This window comes from Rhizobium sp. NPDC090275 (genome assembly GCF_044772225.1).
Taxonomy (GTDB): Bacteria; Pseudomonadota; Alphaproteobacteria; order Rhizobiales; family Rhizobiaceae; genus Rhizobium.
In genome coordinates this window covers 1-21,814 of the sequence record NZ_JBIVYL010000019.1, presented here as the reverse complement: position 1 = coordinate 21,814, position 21,814 = coordinate 1, and the positions used below count along the sequence as shown (strand labels likewise).

At 57.8% G+C, this 21,814-nt stretch carries 18 protein-coding genes and 1 tRNA gene; 3 read left to right on the top strand and 16 right to left on the bottom strand.

Annotation, left to right across the window (positions count from 1 at the left end):
* Window positions 1-125: 125 nt before the first annotated feature.
* From iolD to ACIQUB_RS30245, 3 genes are all read right to left on the bottom strand, one after another.
* On the bottom strand, window positions 126-1,976 hold the full coding sequence (gene iolD, locus ACIQUB_RS30255) for a 3D-(3,5/4)-trihydroxycyclohexane-1,2-dione acylhydrolase (decyclizing) (RefSeq protein ID WP_113237372.1): 1,851 nt from the start codon (window positions 1,974-1,976) through the stop codon (window positions 126-128).
* Window positions 1,977-2,062: 86 nt separating this feature from the next.
* A complete protein-coding gene (gene iolC / locus ACIQUB_RS30250; RefSeq protein ID WP_113237371.1) occupies window positions 2,063-4,000 on the bottom strand; it encodes a 5-dehydro-2-deoxygluconokinase in 1,938 nt (645 codons plus the stop codon).
* A 95-nt stretch (window positions 4,001-4,095) separates the two neighbouring features.
* The gene (locus ACIQUB_RS30245) at window positions 4,096-4,971 is read right to left on the bottom strand and encodes a MurR/RpiR family transcriptional regulator (protein WP_113237370.1); all 876 of its coding nucleotides are present in this window, start codon (window positions 4,969-4,971) and stop codon (window positions 4,096-4,098) included.
* Between the two features lie 199 nt (window positions 4,972-5,170).
* Between ACIQUB_RS30245 and ACIQUB_RS30240 the strand changes: the two genes are divergently transcribed.
* The 3 genes from ACIQUB_RS30240 (at window position 5,171) to ACIQUB_RS30230 (ending at window position 7,753) form a co-directional block, all read left to right on the top strand.
* A complete protein-coding gene (locus tag ACIQUB_RS30240; RefSeq protein WP_113237369.1) occupies window positions 5,171-6,286 on the top strand; it encodes a Gfo/Idh/MocA family protein in 1,116 nt (371 codons plus the stop codon).
* A 78-nt stretch (window positions 6,287-6,364) separates the two neighbouring features.
* Window positions 6,365-7,582, top strand: a complete 1,218-nt coding sequence (locus ACIQUB_RS30235) for an FAD-dependent oxidoreductase (RefSeq protein WP_113237368.1) — start codon at window positions 6,365-6,367, stop codon at window positions 7,580-7,582.
* A gap of 81 nt (window positions 7,583-7,663) precedes the next feature.
* A tRNA-Ser gene (locus ACIQUB_RS30230) sits at window positions 7,664-7,753 on the top strand.
* 801 nt (window positions 7,754-8,554) lie between these two features.
* Here the strand turns inward: ACIQUB_RS30230 and ACIQUB_RS30225 are convergent.
* The 13 genes from ACIQUB_RS30225 to ACIQUB_RS30165 all read right to left on the bottom strand — a co-directional run bounded on the left by ACIQUB_RS30225 (window position 8,555) and on the right by ACIQUB_RS30165 (window position 20,965).
* Window positions 8,555-9,886 (bottom strand): helicase RepA family protein, encoded by a 1,332-nt coding sequence (locus ACIQUB_RS30225; protein ID WP_402935390.1) that lies wholly within the window; start codon window positions 9,884-9,886, stop codon window positions 8,555-8,557.
* Between the two features lie 222 nt (window positions 9,887-10,108).
* A complete protein-coding gene (locus ACIQUB_RS30220; RefSeq protein WP_402935388.1) occupies window positions 10,109-10,867 on the bottom strand; it encodes a hypothetical protein in 759 nt (252 codons plus the stop codon).
* On the bottom strand, window positions 10,867-11,040 hold the full coding sequence (locus ACIQUB_RS30215) for a helix-turn-helix domain-containing protein (RefSeq protein WP_402935385.1): 174 nt from the start codon (window positions 11,038-11,040) through the stop codon (window positions 10,867-10,869). The genes ACIQUB_RS30220 and ACIQUB_RS30215 overlap by 1 nt, the downstream gene beginning before the upstream one ends.
* A 175-nt stretch (window positions 11,041-11,215) precedes the next feature.
* The gene (locus ACIQUB_RS30210; protein ID WP_402935382.1) at window positions 11,216-11,497 is read right to left on the bottom strand and encodes a helix-turn-helix transcriptional regulator; all 282 of its coding nucleotides are present in this window, start codon (window positions 11,495-11,497) and stop codon (window positions 11,216-11,218) included.
* Window positions 11,498-11,845: 348 nt separating this feature from the next.
* Complete coding sequence (locus tag ACIQUB_RS30205; protein ID WP_402935379.1) at window positions 11,846-14,308, bottom strand: SIR2 family protein; 2,463 nt, start codon at window positions 14,306-14,308, stop codon at window positions 11,846-11,848.
* Window positions 14,309-14,351: 43 nt separating this feature from the next.
* The gene (locus ACIQUB_RS30200) at window positions 14,352-14,645 is read right to left on the bottom strand and encodes a hypothetical protein (protein ID WP_402935376.1); all 294 of its coding nucleotides are present in this window, start codon (window positions 14,643-14,645) and stop codon (window positions 14,352-14,354) included.
* 92 nt (window positions 14,646-14,737) lie between these two features.
* A complete protein-coding gene (locus ACIQUB_RS30195; RefSeq protein ID WP_402935374.1) occupies window positions 14,738-14,917 on the bottom strand; it encodes a hypothetical protein in 180 nt (59 codons plus the stop codon).
* Window positions 14,918-14,965: 48 nt separating this feature from the next.
* Window positions 14,966-15,532, bottom strand: coding sequence for a hypothetical protein (locus tag ACIQUB_RS30190; protein WP_402935371.1), 567 nt, complete (start codon window positions 15,530-15,532; stop codon window positions 14,966-14,968).
* 56 nt (window positions 15,533-15,588) lie between these two features.
* A complete protein-coding gene (locus ACIQUB_RS30185) occupies window positions 15,589-15,882 on the bottom strand; it encodes a hypothetical protein (RefSeq protein ID WP_402935369.1) in 294 nt (97 codons plus the stop codon).
* 38 nt (window positions 15,883-15,920) lie between these two features.
* Window positions 15,921-16,646, bottom strand: coding sequence for a terminase small subunit (locus tag ACIQUB_RS30180; RefSeq protein WP_402935366.1), 726 nt, complete (start codon window positions 16,644-16,646; stop codon window positions 15,921-15,923).
* Complete coding sequence (locus ACIQUB_RS30175; RefSeq protein ID WP_402935363.1) at window positions 16,636-17,157, bottom strand: helix-turn-helix domain-containing protein; 522 nt, start codon at window positions 17,155-17,157, stop codon at window positions 16,636-16,638. The genes ACIQUB_RS30180 and ACIQUB_RS30175 overlap by 11 nt, the downstream gene beginning before the upstream one ends.
* Window positions 17,158-17,454: 297 nt before the next feature.
* Window positions 17,455-19,500, bottom strand: a complete 2,046-nt coding sequence (locus tag ACIQUB_RS30170) for a hypothetical protein (protein ID WP_402935361.1) — start codon at window positions 19,498-19,500, stop codon at window positions 17,455-17,457.
* Window positions 19,501-19,666: 166 nt separating this feature from the next.
* Window positions 19,667-20,965: a tyrosine-type recombinase/integrase gene (locus tag ACIQUB_RS30165; RefSeq protein ID WP_402935358.1), complete on the bottom strand. Its 1,299-nt coding sequence runs from the start codon at window positions 20,963-20,965 to the stop codon at window positions 19,667-19,669.
* Window positions 20,966-21,814: the final 849 nt, after the last annotated feature.

The following is a 21,814-nucleotide window of genomic DNA, read 5'->3' as shown; positions in this document are numbered from 1 at the left end:
CGGTGCAACAAGTTGCACCTGACCTGCCACAAGTGGCAGGTTGCTCGCTCCGATCTTCCCTTCTCCCCAGCGGGGAGAAGGTGCCCGAAGGGCGGATGAGGGGCCACTTGCTCTAACGCTTCAACTCACCCAATCCGCTGCGCTTCGCGCGCCTTCACGTAATTGGCGCGCGCCTTGTTGACCTCCTCGCGCGAACTGACCTCCGGCACAGCCACATCCCACCAGTGCCCACCGGCCTCCGTCGTGATCAGCGGATCCGTGTCGATCACGAACACCGAAGTCCGGTTGTTCTTCTTCGAATGGATAATCGCCTGTTCAAGCTCCGCGATCGAAGACACCTTGACCGCAATCGCCCCCATGCTTTCGGCATGTGCACGGAAGTCGATGTCAGGCATGACCTCGTAATAGGAGTCCTTCAGCAGATTGTTGAAGTTGGCGCCGCCGGTTTCCATCTGCAGACGGTTGATGCAGCCGTAGCCCCGGTTGTCGAGGACGACGATGTTGAGCTTCAGGCCCAGCATCACCGAGGTCGCGAGCTCCGAATTCAGCATCATGTAGGACCCGTCGCCGACCATGACGACGACATCCTTGTCGGGATGCGCCATCTTGGCGCCGAGGCCGCCGGCGATCTCGTAGCCCATGCAGGAGAAGCCGTATTCCATATGGTAGCTGCCCGGCGCCGTGGCCGGCCACAGCTTGTGGAGTTCGCCAGGCAGGCCGCCGGCCGCGCAAAGCGCGATCGCGTTCTCTCCGCCGATGGTGCGGGTGACCGCGCCGATCACCTGGGCGTCGGAGGGCAGCGCAGCGTTTGTGGTTGCCATCGCCTTGGCGGCGGCTTCCATCCAGATCTTCTTTTCCTTCTCGGCCTTCGCCGCCAGCGCTACCGGAGCCTTCCAGCCTGAGAGACCGGCGGAGATCGCCTTCAACCCTTCGCGCGCATCCGCCACCAGGGGAAGCCCGTCATGCTTGACGGCGTCATAGGCGGCGATGTTGAGGCCGAGGAAGGAGAGCTTCTCATTCTTGAAAAGCGCCCACGAACCGGTGGTGAAATCCTGGCAGCGCGTGCCGACGGCAATCAGCAGATCGGCTTCCTCGGCGATCGCGTTGGCTGCCGATGTGCCGGTGACCCCGACCGAGCCGAGCGCCAGCGGATGCCGCTCGTCGATCGCCGACTTGCCTGCCTGCGTAACGACGACGGGAATGCCATGCGCATCCGCGAATTCCGTGAGTTCCTTCGTCGCCTGCGAATAGAGCACGCCGCCGCCGGCGATGATGACGGGCTTTTCGGATTTCTTGATCAGCGCGATGGCGTTCGCCAGTTCGTCCGCATCCGGGCGAGGGCGCCGCGTGGTCCAGATGCGCTCCTCGAAGAAGCTCTCCGGATAGTCGAAGGCTTCCGCCTGAACATCCTGGCAAAGCGACAGCGTCACCGGGCCGCAATCATAAGGATCGGTCAGCACCTGCATGGCGCGCTTCAGCGCCGAAATGATCTGTTCCGGCCGGGTAATGCGGTCGAAATAGCGCGAGACGGGACGGAAGGCGTCGTTGGCCGAAACCGTGCCGTCGCCAAAATCCTCGATCTGCTGCAGCACCGGATCCGGCGCGCGGTTGGCGAAAACGTCGCCGGGCAGGAAGAGCACGGGGATGCGGTTGACATGCGCCACGCCCGCCGCCGTTACCATGTTGAGCGCGCCGGGGCCGATCGATGTCGTGCAGGCCATGAAGCGCTGGCGGAAGCTCGCCTTGGCATAGGCGATTGCGGCATGCGCCATGCCCTGCTCGTTATGCGCGCGATAGGTCGTCAGCTCGCCGCGCACCTGATAGAGCGCTTCACCGATACCCGCGACGTTGCCATGGCCGAAGATCGCCCAGACGCCGCCAAAGATCGGCACCGTCTTGCCGTCGATGATTGTCATCTGCTTCTTCAGAAAGTGGGTGACGGCCTGCGCCATCGTCAATCGTACAGTCTTGCCCATAAGGCTCCTCCCGCAATTCTCGTATCCGTTTTCCCCTCCCCAACGCCTCGCCTAATGCACCGGGCTGGGGAGGGGTCTATTCGTAATTAAGAAGCTAGCCCGCGCGTTTTCAACCACGCCTCGGTCAGTTCACGGAAGCGTCCGGCCATGTCGGCGACCGCCTGCTCGTCGTTGATCTTGCCCGACAGCCAGGCCCGCGCCGCATCCGAAAAGATCGTGCGTCCCACGGCAAAGCCCTTGACCGAAGGTGCTGCCAGCGTCGCCTCGAAGCCTTTCACCAGCTCGTCCGCCGGCGCCTCCAGCCCGAGCAGCACGATGCCTCGGCACCAGGGGTCGTTCTTCGCGATGACGGCATCGATCTTCTTCCACGCCGCGCTCGATGCCTGCGGTTCCAGCTTCCACCAATCCGGCTTGATGCCGAGCGCATAGAGCTCTTCCATTGCCGTCGAGATGGTGTCGTCGGTGAGCGGCCCGTTCTTGCTGGCGATAATCTCGACCAAAAGCTCGCGGCCAACCTTACGCGCCGCCTCGAATAGCGTCCGCAGCTTCTCCTGCTGTTCGCTCTTCAGCTCTGCGGGATCGTCGGGATGATAGAAGCACAGGCACTTGATGCAATGATCGAGCGGCCATTCGACCAGTTGCGAGCCGATATCCTGGCTGAACTCGAAGCGCAGCGGCTTCGAGCCGGGCAGTTCGACGGGACGCCCGATCCAAGCGAAGTTCTTGGTCGCCGCGTCGAAGAAGGCATCGCGCCCGAAGCGCTCGTCGATCAGCATTCCATAGCCGCTGCGGCCATCGGCGACGCGCGCCGCGGCCTCGACCGCGAGCCGCTTGAAGGCGACGATCTGCTTGTAATCGACGCCGAGCTCGTCGCAGACGCTTGTCAGCTGCGAACGGTGATCGATGGCGAGCGCCATGAGCAGCGGGATGTCGCCCTTGCGGTTCGAGGCCCAGTGAATGTGGTTGATCGCCTCATCCTTGCGCAGCGCCCGATGCTTGCTGCCGTTCTTCAGGAAGAAATCGAGTTCCGCCCAGGTCGGATACTCAGGGGAGCAGAGCAGGCGGGAGACCGCGAACGCGCCGCAGGCATTCGCCCAGGTGGCGCAGGTCTTCAGCGACTCGTCCCTCAGCCATCCCCGCAGGAACCCGGACATGAAAGCATCGCCGGCGCCGAGCACGTTGAACACCTCGATCGGGAAACCTTCGCCGACGATGCCAGCTTCGAGATCGTCCGAGATCGGCCCGTCATAGACGATGCAACCCATGGCGCCGCGCTTTAGGACGATGGTCGCAGGCGACAGCCGGCGGATCTCCCTCAGCGCGCCGAGCACGTCGTCAGCACCGGATGCAATCAGGATTTCCTCTTCCGTACCGACGATCAGGTCGCAATCCGGCAACGTCTCCTTCATCTTCGACGATACGCGGTCCGACTTCACATAGCGTTCGAAGCCTTCCGCATGGCCGGCAAGGCCCCAGAGGTTCGGGCGATAATCGATGTCGAAGATCACCTTGCGGCCGTTGGCCTTGGCGATACGGATCGCCTTGCGCTGCGCCGCTTCCGTGTTCGGCCGCGAGAAATGCGTTCCCGAGACCAGTACGGCGCGTGACGACTTGATATAGGCTTCGTCGATATCTCCTTCTTCGAGCGCCATGTCGGCGCAGTCGGAGCGATAAAAGATCATCGGCGAGACGCCTTCGGCTTCGACCGCCAGAAGCACCAGCGCCGTCAGGCGCTCCTTGTCGGTGACGATGCCGTCGGTCGCCACACCTTCGCGTGCCGATTGCTCGCGAATGAAACGGCCCATCTGCTCGTCGCCGACGCGGGTGATCAGGCCCGACTTCAGGCCAAGGCGCGCCGTGCCGATCGCGATATTCGCCGGGCAGCCGCCGACAGACTTGGCGAAGGACGCGATGTTTTCGAGTTTGGAACCGATCTGCTGGCCATAGAGATCGACCGAAGAGCGGCCGATGGTGATCACATCAAGCGGCAGCCCCGGATTCGCGCCCGGTTGAGTTAGTGCCATCATGTCCTCCCGATCATTTTCAGTCCGGCGTGGATGTCCGCCGGTGATATTAATCAATGAAACATCGGTTCCGTTTGAATGTCAATTCAGAATGTTTATTCCATTTTTGCTTTTTTGGATTTTGGCTGCCCCAGTTTTCGCCGCCGCTCGGCGATGGCCACCGGCAGCGCCATGGTCAGCGCCATCGAGGCGGAAAGCGAACGGAAGCCGGCAAAGTCGGCCTCCGCCACTTCGAACCAGCAGGCGGCGCTGGTGGCGAGCGGTGAGAACGCCGAGTCGGTGATAACGATGACCGGTACGCCGCGCTCCTTCAGCATCTCCGCCTGGCCGAGGCTTTCAGCAGCGTAGGGCGAAAAACTCGCCGCGATCGCCGCGTCCTTCGGCGTGGCGAACTGGACGGTTTCCGGATCGACTCCGTTCGGAGAAGCGACGATCTGGTGGCGGATATTGAGCTTGGAGAAGGCGTAACTCATATGCGCTGTCAGCGGATAGGAGCGGCGTTTGGCGATCAGATAGATGGTATCGGCCGCCGCCAGAATATCGACGGCCTTGCTGAACGTGTCCGACTGAACGGTCGCGGCCAGCCGGTTGATCGATTGGCCGGCCGCCGAAATGAAGCCGGACAGCAGATTGGCGTCCTCGTCCTCGCCGCCCGATTGCTCCAGCGTCACCAGCCGCTCTTCGTAGGTCAGCGTCCGGTCGCGCAGTCGCTCGCGAAAAATGCTCTGCAGGTCGGAAAAGCCCTCATATCCCAGGTGATGCGCAAGCCGCACCAGCGTCGATGGCTGAACCTCGGAAGCAGACGCGATGCTTGCCGTCGTGCCGAAGGCGATCTCATCGGGATTGGCCAACGCGAAGGCCGCCACCTGCGCCAGGCGCTTCGGCATGGTTGCCTTGCGCTCGATGATCGTGCTGCGCAGGCTCTCGAAATCCCTTGGAACGCGAGAGGGGGCCTTGGGGTCGTTGTCCATGTGCTGATCCGAAAATGAAACGTATATTCCAGTTTCCCGACCATAGATGATTTCCATTCACCGGCATATTTGTTTTTTATGCGGGGAATATCGAGCCATTTCCATTGGTTGGTGGCTTTCATCTGCTTCTGGGGTCGTTCGCCGGTCTTGTCAAAATGGTCCAAGCATTCCAAAATCATGATCGGAGCGGGAGGATATCATGAAGTCACTGGGCGTCGGCTTGATCGGCACGGGCTATATGGGCAAGTGCCACGCACTTGCATGGAATGCGGTCAAGACCGTCTTCGGCGATGTCGAGCGTCCGCGCCTCGTGCATCTGGCCGAGGCGAACAAAGATCTCGCCGATGCGCGCGCCTCGGAATTCGGCTTTGAAAAGGCGACGGCGGACTGGCGCCAGCTGATCGCCGATCCCGATGTCGATGTCGTATCGGTCACCACGCCGAACCAGTTTCACCCCGAGATGGCGATTGCGGCGCTTGAAGCGGGCAAGCACGTCTGGTGTGAAAAGCCGATGGCGCCGGCCTTTGCGGATGCTCAGCGCATGCTGGATGCCGCCAGGCGCGCCGGCAAGGTGGCCGTGCTCGGCTATAACTATATCCAGAACCCGATCATTCGCCACATCAAGGCGCTGATCGGCGAAGGCGCCATTGGCCAGGTCAATCACATCCGCGTCGAGATGGACGAGGACTTCATGGCCGATCCGGACGCGCTGTTCTATTGGAAGAGCGAATTGTCGGCCGGCTACGGCGCGCTCGACGATTTCGCGGTGCACCCCCTGTCCTTGCTCTGGTACCTCTTCGGTCATGTCGAGGCAGTGGTGACCGACATGGTCAAGCCCTATGCCGATCGCCCCACAAAGGACGGTGGTCGGCGTCCGGTCGAGAATCACGATGCGGCCAATGTGCTGATGCGTCTTGGCGGCGGCATCTCCGTCGTGTTGATGGCCAACCGCGCCGCCTGGGGCCGAAAGGGACGCATAGCCTTGCAGATATTCGGCTCGAAAGGCGCGATCACCTTCGACCAGGAGCGCATGAACGAATTCGAGCTCTATCAGGCCGATGGCCGCGGCAGCGAGCAGGGCTTCCGCAAGATCCTGGCCGCGCCCGCCCACCATCCCTATGACCGCTTCATTCCCGCGCCGAGCCATGGCCTTGGCTTCAACGATCTGAAGATTATCGAATGCCGCGAACTCATTCGTGCGATTTCCGGTGAGCCGTCGGTGATCGTCACATTCGAAGACGGTCTTAGGATAGAAAAGTCTGTTCACGCCATGGCAGAGTCCTATCACCAGCGCCGCTGGATCGAGATCGCCTGACGGCGCTCCGCTCCGGTTGACGACGCAAGGGGCAGGGGATAGGCCTTTGCTCAATACAGTGAATGCGGGAGTGATATCGTGACGGACAGATTGGTGATTATCGGCGCGGGTCAGGCAGGCTTTGCAATGGCGGCCAAGCTTCGTGCGCTCAAGGATACCAGGCCCATCACCATTCTTGGCGCCGAGGACGTGCTGCCTTACCAGCGCCCGCCGCTCACCAAGAAGTATTTGCTCGGCGAAATGAGCTTCGACCGCCTGCTGTTTCGCCCCGAGCAGTGGTTCACCGACAACGACGTCGAGATTCGCCTCTCCACATGGGTCGAGCAGATCAAGCGCGACAAGAAGCAGGTCGTCCTGCAGGACGGCTCCACCATCGACTACGGCACGCTGGCGCTGACAACGGGGTCTACACCGCGTGGCCTGCCGGCGGCTATTGGTGGCGATCTCGAAGGCGTCTATGTCGCTCGCGACAAGCGCGATGCCGATCTTCTGGCCGCCGAAATGCGCCCCGGTCGCCGCGTCCTTATTATAGGCGGTGGTTACATCGGCCTCGAGGCCGCTGCCGTTGCGCGCCATTTGGGCCTTGAAGTCACCGTCATCGAAATGGCCGACCGCATTCTCCAGCGCGTCGCCGCCAAGGAGACGGCGGATATCATGCGCGTGATCCACGAAGAGCATGACGTGCAGATTCGCGAAAAGACCGGCCTCAAGCATCTGATCGGCCGCGACGGCAAGCTCGTCGGCGCCGAACTCTCCGATGGCTCGATCATCGATATCGACTTCGCCATCGTCGGTATCGGCGTGACGCCGAACGACCAGCTCGCCAAGGAATCGGGCCTCGAAGTTGCGAACGGCATCGTCGTCGATGAATTCGCGCGCACCTCCGACCCGTCGATCTTCGCGGCCGGCGATTGCGCGGCACTGCCCTGGCAGGGCGGGCGCATCCGTCTCGAATCGGTGCAGAACGCCGTCGACCAGGCCGATGCGGCGGCAGCCATCATCGCTGGCGGCAACGCGCCCTATGAGCCGAAGCCCTGGTTCTGGTCCGATCAATATGATGTGAAACTGCAGATCGCCGGCTTCAATCTCGGCTATGACGAAACGCTTCTGCGCCCCGGCGCACGCGAAGGCGCGCATTCGATCTGGTACTTCAAATCAGGCAAGTTCATTGCCGTCGATGCGATCAACGATGCCAAGGCCTATGTCAGCGGCAAGAAGATGCTGGAACTCGGCATAAACCCCGACAAGTCGATCCTCGCCGATGGGTCTGCCGATCTTAAGCAGTTGCTGGCTTAGAAATAAGCCGGCTTTTCTTCAGGGGCAAAGCCGAAAAAGCGCTTGCGTCCCCCAGCGAATGACTCTATCAGGCTCTCGACCGGAGAGGTGGCCGAGTGGTCGAAGGCGCTCCCCTGCTAAGGGAGTATACCCGAGAGGGTATCGTGGGTTCGAATCCCATCTTCTCCGCCATTACTTTTGCCGTGAATGCCCTGTAAATCCTAGAATGCGCATTTGTGCTAATGTTGATTTTGGCACTGCGACCCTAGCGCGGACCCTTGACGTTCAACGGTCTAGGATGAACCGAGGCGAACCAATACGAATTGTTGTGGATTATTTTTCGTCGAGCCGTTCGTCCCCTGGTGTCAGGTCGCGACCCAACAGCGCGAATCACCCTTGGCCCGTGCGTTCGTTCCGTTCCGAGTGATGAGCGCTCCACAGATCGAACGAACTTCCTCGCAAGAAACCGCCGAGGATCGCCACAGAGCGCCCTCAGTACCATCAGGCCGCAATTACCCGTCGCGCCACGTCAGCGCCAGCTAGTGCGGTCGAGAGGCAGGAGACGATAAAGCCCCTCGCATTCCTGCCGGGTATCATCACCATCAGCCTCGAACCCGGCTTATCGGTTTCAGCATCCCCGGCAGACGGCGAATGGTTCTTTCGTATGTGGCAATGCGCTAATGTTGAGCCCGTATTGAGAATACCGCATGAATGTTAGTGATTGTTCGGAAACGAGGAGCCGGGGAGATGAAAACAGAGCATCAGATTAGCCCCTCATAATCTCCACCTTTTCTCCACTCTCCACCTTGGGAAACAAGGTGGCAAACATCCTCCACCTCTCCACCTATCTAAAGCCCTTATATCTCAGGGCGTGCGCCACACCCCCGCACCCCCTTAAAGGTGGGGTGCGAAGGTGCGGAACGTGTGGCCTTTTCTCCACTTGTTTTCCACCTTTCTCCACCTTGAAAAGCAGGGTGGAGAAATCCAGCCACATCAATCCCGAGGGTTTGTGGCACGCTTCCCAACATGGACGTAATCGCGGTCTTTGCTCTTCCCGTCAGGCCCTCGCACGACGATCAACGAGCCTTCCTCAATCCACTTTTTCACCGCCGCCTTAACTCTGGCCTTGTCGCGGTCTTTCTGCATATCGAGCTTGAGGACGCGGGCAATCGTATGGCCGACATAGGATGTCGCTTGAGCATCCAACCGGCATTGCTCAACGCCGTTGTGTGTCTGGTATTCAACAGCGTCTTGCACCTTGGTCAGATCATCGGCAGACAGGCCCGCCGCCATGTCAGGCATCACCCACGGCTTGGCGACAGCAACCCAATCGCCAGGCTCATTGTTCGGCCCGTGGTTGCCGAGCGGTTCCGATACCAGCTTGAACCACTTCGCAGCCTCAGGGGGGGCAAAGTTGCCCTTGGCATCATCAATGCGGACGTAGGAGCGGCGCTCATTTTCTGCAATCCCGAGCTTGCCAGCAGTCTCAGCATTCATCGCATTGAGGACGCGAGCAGCGCGGACAGCGCCTGCCAGAGCCGACCCGCCGCGAGCGCTATCAATGTCGGCGTCAATGCCATTCAGCTTGCGGGAATGATGCACGATTTCAATGGCGCAATTCGTTCGATCGGCAACCAGCGCAAACGCCTTAATCGCCGCGTCCATCGCGCCGTTGTCATTCTCTGGTAAGCCGTGGATAGACACGAAAGGATCGATAATCAGCACGTCAATGCGCTGCGAATTGATTGTCTCAATAAGGGCGTCAATCACGGGAACGGCGATCTGTTGCTTATCGTTGCTGATCTTTATCGGCATGTCGCGACCGGACGTGAGGAATAGCCGTCCTTCGATTTCTGCCGGGGAAATGTCGTAATGTAGCATGACCGCGAGAACGCGGCGCTTAAGCTCGATTGCGTCGTCTTCCCCGTTCCAGATGCAGACGAGCAAATGCTGCTCCCGAGGCTTCGACCCGAGCAGCGCGCGGCCCGTCACCATGGACAGAGCGTCGGTAATCGTCAGCGTGGACTTGCCGACGCCACCGGGAGCCAGCGTGGCCGAAACGTACTTGCGCAACAGGTGATGGCCATAGAGCCATGGGCGGCGCTCCAAACCCGCAGGGTCTTCATATGTGAAGCCCGAGAACTTAAAGGAAGGATTTCCACCGGCAGGAGCCGGAGTCCCAGACTTGAGCTTCTGCCGCTCAGTTGCGAAGTCTGAAACGTTGTCGTGCGGAAAAGTATAGCTGGCATCATTTGATGCTGCATCAGCTGCGACAGCAAGGTAAGCCCAATAAGCTTCGTGTTCAGCGTCCGAAAAATCCAACATTTCATTTCCATTCTACGGCCGCGATGCTTGCGTTCCCCGTTCCGCAACGCTATCAAGACCGTGCATAATTCATTTCCACTTTAGCCCGCCGCATGGTTCGTTCCCTTGCGGCGGGTTTTTCTTGCTCTCATCATCGGACCTCGAAGGCCAATTGCCGTTAACTGTAAGATTTCCTCACAGATGACGGCCTTTGAGTAAGCGGTTCTGATTTATCAATGCGCATCAGTCAGGCAACCACACGACACCTACCGTCGCGCCGACCGCATCCACAGCGCTCTTTACCTCTTTCTTGCTATGCCGCACGCCGAGAGAGCGCAGCCACAGAGAGACGCCAGCCAAATCGGCATCATTCACCGGGCGAGGCTTCCAATCGCTGCCAGCGGTCGCGGGTGGCCGAATGCGTAGGGTTTGGCCGGTCGCCACGTCGAAGGCCAGCACGCGCTTGCTGCCGATTGCCCGGTTGATCGCCTTGAACACATCAGAGGACGGCAGCGCTACATTCAGAAAGGAGCAGGACAGCAGCCCGTGGCGTTGCAGCGCCGCGCGCCGCCGCAGTTCGCCGCCGAGGCCGTAGCGCTGGACGATCCAGAGGCATAAGCGCCGCGCTTCCCCGTCTTCGTGCGGCTTGCTGCCGTCGTTGTAGAGCATCACTGCCCGCTTGACTTTGATCTGTTTCCAGTCGAGCGCGAACACGCGCACCGTGCCGAGCGTGGTAATTGAGGCAATGCCGCGATATTCCCGATCAAACAGGATCGTGTTGCCTTCGTCGTCGGTCCCGAAGCCGTAGGGCAGGACGCGCCACCCATAAACGCGCATGTCTTCATGCTCCCAACTCAGCGGGCTTGTTCGGGCTTTCCCCGGCAGGAGAGCAAGCAGTAGGGCGTCCCGCTCTTCTTTGCTGCCGAATGCGCGGCAGAGTTTGAAATCTTCCGGGATTGCCGCCCCGTCCCGCCAGTCTTTGAACGTGTAACGAGTTCGCATCACGCAGCCACCAGACCAGAAACATAGGCTTCCAGATCAGCCACGCGGAAGCGCAGAGAGCCGCCCATTTTGACCGGCGAAAGCTCGCCTTCCTTGATCATCCGAAACAGCTTTGTCTTGCCGACGCTCAGGACTTCCATTGTCTCTTTCGTGTCGAGGAGAAGCTTGCTCATGATCATTTCCTTTCAGTTCAGTGTGACCCCGTTGACGCTCTTTTGAACCGTTTCGGATCACGAAGGCAATCACTAAATTTAGTATTTATCCGGTTAAATCAATATGTTGCGGAAGTCGCAACATATGAGCAAGCCGTTAGATGCAAGGTGAAGACCGAAGCCCTTGCCCCTTCCGTCATGCCGGGGAACGCGTCGACGCCGGCCGCGCAAACATCGCTGCCCATCTGGCTGCATCGGCTTCAATGCCGGTCAGCGGCACCGGAGAGGGAGGAGCGGGAGGAGCCAAGGGCGTCAAGCCACCGTCAGCGAACGCGTCGAGATCAGAGAGCCGCCACATGACCCGGCGACCGACCTTGAGGGGGGCGGGGAACCGGCCAGCCTTCACCCAGCGGGCAATGGTCCGTTCGTTGACGGGCACTAGATCAAGCACTGTGCGCAGATTCAGGAGTTTGGACATAGAAAAGCCTTTCAGGTTGTCATTCCTGAAAGGCTATAAGTCTTGATGGTTGTGGCGCTGTCAGGCGCGTGCTGACACTAGCGGACTTGAGGCGTCAAGGCCGTCGCGAGGTGACGACGGCATATATGTCATCAAACCACGATTGCACGGCACCCGCTGCGTGGCGGTATCTCGCCGTCTGAGTTAGCCAGTAGTCGCAGATCGGAATCCGATTACCCCACTTTAACGCCGCCTGCGGCGTTCTCGTCTGGCCCGCTACTACTCTACCTCTACTATCCCCGAATTTCGACTAGCCGCCTGTCCTTTAAACTCGAATGCTAAACTGCTTGGAATAAGTAGCGGACGGGGTCAATCAGTTTGAACAAAGTCGTTATCATTCCCTCGCAAGGGATTGGCAACATACCCGCCATTCAAGATCATAAGAGCCTGCTCAGTTGCATTCACCGCGTCGTTTAGCAGACCTTCTTGGTCCTTGCCTCGCCTAGACTTTAGGTGACTTAACAGAAGCTCCACACGCCTGACAGCCTCGGCTCGATCGGAAGTTGAGAACGTGGGATTGGCCCGATGGCAAAACTCCGCCAAGTACTTGCAGACTCGGGCGGTGTAATTTGCTTGGTTTTCAGTCTTGAATTCGCTGATGAGCGTCGAGGTGGCTTTGAGAAAGACGGCGAAGTAATCTCTGAGATCGCGCGGGTCACGCGCCCGGCTCTCTAAGTAGTAACGGGCAGTATGATTGTCTAAATGCCGGTAATTGTACCTCGGAGTTCTATCAGCACGACTGCGTGCATTCTCCAAGTACGTCTTAGCAAAATCGTAGTTGCCGATCGACATCATTGCGATTGCGTACTGCAACCAGAAATGGGGATTCCTGAGATAGAAGGAATTGCTTCTCAGCCTCTCGTAATACCGTTTCAACAACACCGGTTTGTCGCTCGCGCCCAACCAAGGCTCGATGAACCCGAATCGCATGAATTGCAGCAAGATCGGCCACGCCTCGTCATCGGCATAAGTCTTACCTTTCTGCTGGTCTGCGACACGTATTAGGACGTCAACAATCTCATTGCCCTTGAAAATCTTTTTGAGGCAAAATTCTCCCACCACAGATGAACGTGCTTCGATTTTATCACCATCATGAAGGTCAAAAAAATCACGAAAGAGTTCAGAATACTTTTCGACTATTGGATATGTAGAAATGGACAGCAAATCATCCGTCGTCTCTACATCTGCCCGCGCATCAGCGACAATCAGCAGGAAATAAAGAACCAGGATGTCCCTTGCGTCCTTGTCGTCCAACTTCTGTATCTGTTCACGGAAAACCCGACCGACATCATTTTCTTCAAAAAGCTTGAGCACGAGGGATCGAACATCGTTCCCCCAGGTGTCAATCAGGTCAGGCAGGCGCTGTTCTTTGCCCGAATACTTGCCAAAAAAACCTAGTTTTTGTAGCGCGTCAGCGAGTTGATTCCGCTCTGAGCTCCGCAGAGTATCGACTGAGTAACGCCGGTACTCGGACCCCATGAGTGTCCTCATTTCGCTCCCTCGGAGGTCGAATGCCGAAGTTCGAGCGGTCGACACGACCACGACCGATTTACCGGCATTTTCACAAATCATCTGAAGTTGCTCAGTGTGACCAAAGCCGTTCTCAACGATGATGCATGCTCGTCCCATCGCTGCAATTGCCGCTATCTCCGTTGACATGCGTTCAGTTCTTCGAACAAACTTAAATACCCTATATCCCTCTCCTCGGAGACGAGCAGCAAACAAGAAGGTCGCGACGGTCTTTCCGTTGCCAATTTTTCCGACGACCAAGTGGCGCGCCGCGCCTCGCTTAACCTCCTCCAACATGGCTTCACAGCCTTCTCGATCACAGGCAAGCGCCCTTCTCGCGTTGCTTTCCAGAAAGACCACATCCTCTAAGCCAGCACCGATCGTCAAAAACTTGCGTGCTGCCTCAGCGTCAAATTCGCGTATTGCTGTAGGCGGAGTGATCTCCTCAAACGATGTAAAGTAGATATCCTCTAAGGGAGTAAGGGTCGGCGTGACCTCAAGAATAGTTTCAGCAGCCCGTTCAAAGCCGCTATGGATCACAGTCCCATAAGGACGCAACTTGGTGTCTTTGACGACATCTTTTGAGGGTGCTTCAATAAAATATGTCTTGCTTGATAGCTCGGGGTTTGCCCTAAGAAGCTTCGCAACATCTGCATCGAACAATGAGTAGCCCACGAAGACGACGCATTTGGCTTGCGAAATATCCCGGTGGAAACGCTGCAACCAACCGCTTTCTCTGATCCTCTCATCCCAGTAGGTTGAAGCCGTCAGCCGTATTTTGCCACTTAGATTACCTGCATTGGTGATGGAAATCGCCCCGTTTAGGTGAATTACGCTGTTTCGAGGTATTTGTTTGTTTGCGTCGTGATCCAAGTCCATCGTGATGGGTTGAATCTGCAGGGACGTAAGACATTTTTCTGCTGCGTCATCAAAGTTAGTGGTGTAAATTCGCCACCATGGTAGGCCGATGAAATCGGCCATGCGAGGGCCGGTCTCAGTAACAACGAAATGATCGGCAAGCGTTTCGTAAAGCGCGGGCTGACCTTTCACGATCCCGAAATGCTCGGATAGATCTTCTAGGCTGTAGGAGGATCCATCAATCTCAAGCTTCTTCGACAGAATATCACGCAACCCTGATGCCGTGGGTAGGCCATCTGGAGACCCTTTGCTGCGGCAACTTCTTGAAAAGCCCGATCCAAGGAAGAGCACTGCGCTTTTAGTGGAAATATCGGCTGCAATCTGTGTGAGATAATCGTCGTACATTTTTTCTCCCAATTTTTCCCTTAATTCAAGGCATTAAGTCCAATTAGTCAACTGCTGATTGCTGACTTCTGAAACTAGAAGCAGCGGTTTGATTTCTAGATTTCAACAGCCTGCAGGAGTGATTGGGGTATGCACCATCATTCGAATAGCCATTGTCGGGATTATAGAGAAGTTCGTTTTTCCGCTGAACCCACTGGTTGGCGGCGTTGGTCGCGTGTGCTTCGCTCGTCATGCGGGTGATGGCGGCTTGCGTATCGGAGACTTGCTCAAGACCAGCGCCAACTTGCGTGAGGCCACGGCCGACAGCCGCGCCGAAGTCGTCAGCGGGCGCGCGCATCGTGTTGTCCTGCGTAACTTCCGGCTGCAACGCAACGCGGTTCTGACTTTCGAGGTAGTAGGAACGGTGGGCAGTCGCTTGCTTTCTGTCTGTTATGCATCCTGCGCAGCGGCGAGGCGGGCGCGGTATTCTTCCAGCCGCTCAGTCAGCGCGGCATGCTCAGGGCTTTCCCCGGTATAGACAGAAAGAGCGTTCTTGATGGAGGCGATTGCACCATGCAGGGCAATGCGTTCCGACTTGGCAGCGTTGGCGGCGGTAGTTTCGATTTTCATGTTTGGAACCTCTAATATAATCTCGAGCCGGGGAGGGGATGGACGCCGTTAAGCGACCGTCTCTTCGATTATGTCGCCCCAACCAGAGCGGGCGAGGCTTCCAATCGGCTCACGGCGACGGCCTTGCGGCGTGCTCCAATCCGCAAAGTTAGCACCGGATTGGCGAACGAGGCCGCGACGATGACGGCTGGCAGCTTGCGACAGGCCGCCATTCTTGACGTTGTGGTTTGCGTCCAGTTCCAGCCGCTCAAGCTCAAACATGAGCGTGCGAAACTCATCAATCATCACGTCAACGCGGTCGGCAATCTCGACAATGCGCGAGGCCTGCTTGCAAGCAGCGGCAGCGGAAACGCCTTTTGCGGCTTCCTTTTCCTTGGCGCGTTCGGCGGACTCATGGGCGACGGCACCGGAAAAGGCGCGTTCGAACATGACCTTATCGGCCTTGGCGCGCTCAATCTCGGTGCGGATGGCAGACATTCGGGCAACGGCATCGGTGTCGCCGGATACGACGGCAAGCGCGAGGCCTTCCGCCTCAAGCTCAAGCTCGATAACGCGAGCGTCAACGGCGGTAATCTGGCCTCTGATATTGTCGGAGGATGCAATCTTTTTGGTCATGGTAGGGGCTTTCATGTGGAGCAGGAGGAACCGCCCATGTCGAGCGGCCCGATTGATCAAAGGTATGGCGTCCAAGCCTCAGTGACGAAGCCTTTAAAATCTTCGACCACAGCAGCGGGCGGCGTTACGTCGGCAGGGACGGCGGCCAGCACGGTCGCTATGTGCGCAATGCGCTGCGTTCCCGAGTAGCCGTTGATCGTCTTGTTGCCGTCGCGACCGGAGACAGCCCACGCGGCTTTCTCAGCGTCTCGCAGGTTCTGGATTGCCGCGCGCATTTCAGTGATTGCCGTCTGTGCGGCGCTTGCTGCTGCGATTACGTTGGCGGCAGCGGCGGGGAGGGTATCTGCCATGAGGCAAGGTCTTTCTACGGCACTCAGCCGTGGTTGGGTTATTTGAAGTCAGAGAGCGGCAGGACAGGCCGATAGACAGGAGCGACCGGCACCGGCTCAGGATCGAGCACAGGCGCGGCAACGGCGGCTTCGAGGGCGTCACCAAGGAGTGAGAGGGCGGCGTCAGCAGGCGAGGCCGTATAGCCCGGCAGGATCGCGGGCGAGGAAACCGGCAGCACTACGCTATCGGCGTCGATGACCTTGGCGCGGTCAGCAGCACGGGCAAGGCGATCAGCCAGCCCGTCGAGACCTTTGACCAGCACCGTATCTTGGAAGGCGTTCACCTTGATATGACGGCCCAGCATTTCTAGGCGGCGCGTCCGGTCAGCGAACCTAACCCTGGTCACGACGGTATCAGCCGTGCCGTCTTCGTTCGTCTTCGTCTCAGTTTCGACGCCAACGACGAGACCTTGACGCCAGATCAGAGGCCATTCCTCAACTGGCAACAGCGCGCCGTTGTCGTCGTACAGGTCAGCAATGTCGGCTTCTACTTCGTCTTGCAGGCGCACCAGTACAGCATCGCTATCCATATCGACGCGGGCCAATCGTGCAACCTTGGCGGCGTCAAGCTCAGCTTTCACATCGTCCCGAGAGAGCAACGCAGCGGCTTGGACACGGGCGGATTTCTTCGAGTATCCGGAGCGGATAGCGGCGTTCTGGCCGTGAAAATCCTTGAGGTATTCAGCCACGAAAAGCTGAATTTTTGGAGGGAGATCAGATGACATTTTTGTAAGTCCGTCCGAAGAGGGTGGAGCGCACGGCTTCTTTGTTTGAAACGCCGAGTTCCATCGTGATTTCTGAGGGAGTGAAGCCCTCAGCGGCGAAAAGGCGCACAAGTTGCACCCGACAATCGGTCAGACTCATGACCTTGCGAGCGCCGCCTTTGCCGTTGCGGTCGCGGAAATACCCCTGCCGATAACCGGCGCTGCGAATGCCCCATCCGATAAGCTTGAGCTTCTTGCGCAGGTGGCAGACAGCAACTTTGAAGGCGCGGTAAAGGTCTTTCGGATCGTCGGAAAACGGCTCAATCATGCCGTTATACATGCCCGAATAGATGCGCTCGACATCGACCGGATGACCCTTCCCATTCCAGACGGCGAGCAGAATGTTGCTTTCCAGCGGCGTTGCGCCGATGTGATCCGCGACGATTTCAAATGAAGGCGAGCCAACCGACTGCGCACAGCACGGGCAAGAAAGGGAGAAAGAGGCGGGTGGAGTGGTGTCGATCTGGCTCATGAGGCCTTTATCGGGCCTGATGGTTGTTGCCATGACATGCTATGACGGCTTGTGACGAACAAAGTCGAGAATGTGCATAATTGTTCACATGGTCAGGAGCCGACAGAGAAGGGAGTCAGAGCGCGAGGGCAGGCAGGAGCCGCAATCACCCGGCCGACACGTCAGCGGCCACCAGCGACGACGAGAGGCGGAAGACGATTCAGCCCTTCCGCATAAGACGTAGATGGCAGTTGCCAGTGACTGCAGTCGGCCCTAAGCGGACGCTGGCAGGGCGAAAAAGCGCTGGGCCGTTTCAACTTAGCCTCGTTTCCGTCTTGCTAGGAACGACCGCAGCAGCCGGTCAAACATCTGCTTATTTTTGGGGTAGGCTTTGAATAGGTGTTGGAGCTCGCGCTGGTAGTAGGAGAGGGTTTCCCCTAGTTCCTTACTCGCGTAGTCAGTCAACTGACCTTTTCGCCGGTTGCTGAGAATGTCCATCATACCAAGGATGCGACGTGCAATGTATTCAGGTGCATCAGCCGTGGTGGGCCGAAGTTGCGAGGTGTAGACTCCTGTCACGACATAAGGCTTCCGCACTGAACCCTGATAGGTCTCTCGTTGTGCGGACCATATCGCATGAGCGAGTGGCTTGTCGTAGTGCTTAGTAATCGACCGGACAATCACTTCCTCGGCTTCCCACGGCAGAACCTCAACAAGCGTCCCAATGTAGGTAGAGGCTCCCGCATACATGAAACGGCTTGCGAGCTGATGCCAGGAAACACAGGCGTTGTTGACGATGATCGGATTACCATATCCTGCTATCGTCTGTACCATTGCAATGTAGTTGAAATCGGACATCGCAAGCGCGGCAGAGCCGTAGACGCGGTCAATCTGTTCCTTCTTTATCGGCTCTAACTCTCGTCCGCCTGTGGTCAGATCAACCCAGTCCTTGATAGCCGAACCGACTTCAACCTTGTAGTCTTTATCAGGGTCGGTCCACGATACTCCATCAATGCTATGAAACACGTTCATCACCGTGACCTTGAACAAATCAGGGTCATCGGTCGCGGCAATGCCTGGGGCGCTATCAACGACAAGTTCCCGTTCCCTGCCGGAACTGTCGGAGAATTGATAGGTGTCACGTACTCCGCTAACGTCGCCGCAATGGGTAGCGATCAGAAGGAAGTCATAAGGATACCAGTCTATCATTGTGCTGATTGCACGGACGGACGCACCATCGCCTTCATACGTACGTACAAGGCTGCCGCGATTGAAAAGGGCTTCACGGACCTTGGCAACCTCAGGAGCATCAGTTCGCTTGGGGTCAACTACTGCAGCGACAACCGTACCGATTGTGCGATCTGTCTGCCGCGCAAAGCCGTTGACGATCGCTACACCTAAACGGGGATAAACGAAAAGGTGCGTGGATGGTATGTCTGGGAAAGCAAAACCAAACGGAAGTTTACCAGTGATGTACGTCACAGAAGCGCCCGATCCGGCTTTTGGAATAGGTGCGTCGCCAACTAACAGCCGTAGAGTTTCAGCCAGATCGCGCAAAATCTCCTGTTGTGAGACTGTCTGCGAGGCATCCGACGACGAATAAAATCGTGCAAGGATGCTGTCTTCTTCGATTTTGCTCACTTCCGGAATAACGCAGATGCCGGCTCCAAGAGACCACGCATAGTTGGCCGCTATCACTTGAGCCATTGGGTCGCCATCTTCGACCACGACCAAATGTGAATTCAAGCCCCGTTCATATGTTTGAGTTTGTCCTGTATTAGAGAAAATAAGGTGCTTTTTTTCCCGCATTGCCTTCAACAGACCAACGCCAATGTTGTCGCGGCCCCAGGCAAGCTCGCCGTTATTATGGAGCAGGGATATTGTGGCTATTGCTTCTTCATTTGAGACATCGATGATTTCACTGCCATTGTAATAGGGACGCAACGCCTTTTTGGCATCGATTTCTACCCCAGCAAAAAAGTGTCGTTTTGCTCCGACCCGTGCAAGGGTGTTGTTGCAAGTGACCACCTCAGCCTGCACGTCTGGCCGAGCCATTCGAGGGGCTTCCAATACAGTCAGGTATTCTCTCTGCTTCGCCAGTCGAGAGCATAGCATTGCAGTTAGAAACGCATCGTCGCCGACGATTGCCACATCACTAAAACGAGGAGATAAAATCGGTTTCGACATCGCTTGGTAATTAAAGACCCGATGATTTGTTGCCGGCAGTGGAAATGGCCAGAAACTACTTTGGTCACGCGCAGCATTTAATCGCATGACCGTGATTAGACACAGGTTAACGCTCTTTGCGACTCCGTCAATGTCCGCAATGGCGCGAAGGTGCCAACCGCTGGCTTGATGGAGCATGCTGCCGAACTCCGCCAATCTGCCGCGATCATTTTGACAGCGGCGCCGATCGCGAGGCCGATGGCAGCGCATCCCCGGCAAGAGGCTAATGGCAAACCCGCCAGCGCCAAACAAAAGGCCCCGCCAATGAAGGCGAGGCCGAGCAGTCAGAATAGAGTGGCAGGCGTCAGGCGCGGCGTGCGGCCATCGAGACGACGTTATTGGCCGTCTCGTCACAGTAAGAGGCCCAATCCCGCATCATCGGGCGGCGCTTTTCGATAGCTTGCTCACGGCGATACGCTTGTTCGACCTTGTTGCCGACTTGGTGCGCAAGCGCCTCCTCGCATAGTTCGCGGGGATAGTTTGTCTGATTGCCCGCCCAATCGCGGAACGCCGAGCGCATCCCGTGCACGGTGATATCGCCGCAATCTCCCGCCTTTTCCATCCGGCGAATTTGCATGTCCATCGACATTATAGAGAGCGACTTTCCCTTCTTCGTGCCAGGGAACACGTAATCGCCAGCGGCGGCATATTTCGGATGCATCTTCCGCAGGACAGCAACGGCGGCGTCGGAAAGCGGCACAGTGTGCTCAACGCCCATCTTCATTCGTTCAGCCGGGACCGTCCACGTTGCGGCGTCGAAATCGATCTCGGACCAGACAGCGCCGAACGCCTCAGCAGATCGAGCAGCCGTCAGAATGGTGAACTCTAAGCACCGGGCAGCAACGCCGACGCGCGACCGCAGCGCCGTCATAAACGGAGCGATTGAGCGGTATGCGATAGCGTTGTGGTGCTTGACGGCCTTCTTGCCACCAGCCAGGCGGCCTTTCACCAAATCCCATTCAGCGGGGTTGTCGCCCGTCCGCAGCTTGCGGGCTTTCGCCTCAGTCAGAGCGCGAGCGATCCGGCCTAGTATCCGTTCCGCCGTCTCCCGGCGCTTCTCCCAATGCGGTTTGACGGCTGCAATCACGTCGTCGTCGGTGACATTATCTATGCGGACCTTGCGCAGCCCCACGATGTAGGTGTCCGACATGGTGTTTTCCCATTGCTGAATATGCTTCGGGTTCTTGAGGCCGGGAGCGATCGTCTCGGCAATCCAGCCGTCAACAAATGCGCCGAACGTCGGGATGGCGGGGGCAGCGGCGGCAGCGGCGGCAAAGGCCATAGCGGCGGCGCGCTCAGCCTTAGGGTCTTTGCCTTCCGTCAGCCAGTCGCGGCACTTCTCGGCCAGCCTACGGGCTTGCTCTAGCGTCACATGCTGGATGGAAGCGCCTTTCGGCGCATTTACCGGCACGAAGGAGCCTAGCCCAAGCTCGACAGTTCTAGACGGCTTCCCGTCCGGCTGCTTCTGCCGATAGACGAACATCCAAGAGCGCGACCCCGTATCCTTTACATTGAGGTACAGCCCGCCGCCGTCACCGTGCCGCCCTGCCTCTGTGATGGAATTGAGCGCGTTTCCTTTGATCTTATTGAGTGTGACGGCCATTCGGCTTGCTCCTGCTTGTACGACGCCCTAGCGGCGACCCATGCAGCGACCCATGCAACATTCGCGACCCACTGTAAATGCAGGGCGAACCAGAATGAACGGCAGCGGCCGTAGGCCAGCATTATCAGGGATTCTCGGCCTCTGGCGAAATCTGGAATGGACCAACACGAACGGCAGTATGGTGGACATCTTCTCCGCCATCATCCCACTGTCCGATCCGGACACACGGGTGCCGCTCCCTAGGTGAGCGGATTTTCCAAACAGGTGCCTCAGTGATATTTGCATCGAACATATGTGTTCATGCGAGCACGTCTTTGCGCGCGGCGGACCTTGTCATCATCGTCATGACACGACGATGACAGCGCCGCGCAGAATCGCTTCGAGAATCATCCGACGCTCCGCAGGCGATTCCACCCAGCCGTCTTCGCCGATCTGTCACGCGGCTTATCTGTTCGCCTGCTAAAATCCCTGGCTATCCCGCCGAATCCGGCCAGAAAACGGTACCAATGTGGCACATCGCCGGGTTCCGTCGTGCTGTCGGTTGGCACTAAACCCCCGCAAAATCAGGGCTTTCTTAACGAAGTATAAAGAAACGGAATGGCCGCATGTCGTATTTGTGACCTTTCAGCAACAGCGCATGGGGAAGGCTGTCGTAAATCCCCCAATCGTACAAGTTGGTGATTGCGTGACAGGCCGGGTCTTGTATTTTCAACTTCGGAAGCGAGGGCGGTTGATCGTCCGACTTCTTGAAACACGGTGACGGGGCAGGGAACGCTGCCAAAACGGCGAAAACCCGGATCCGATTGAAACTTTGAATTGGAGGTCAATATGAACATCAAGAGCCTACTT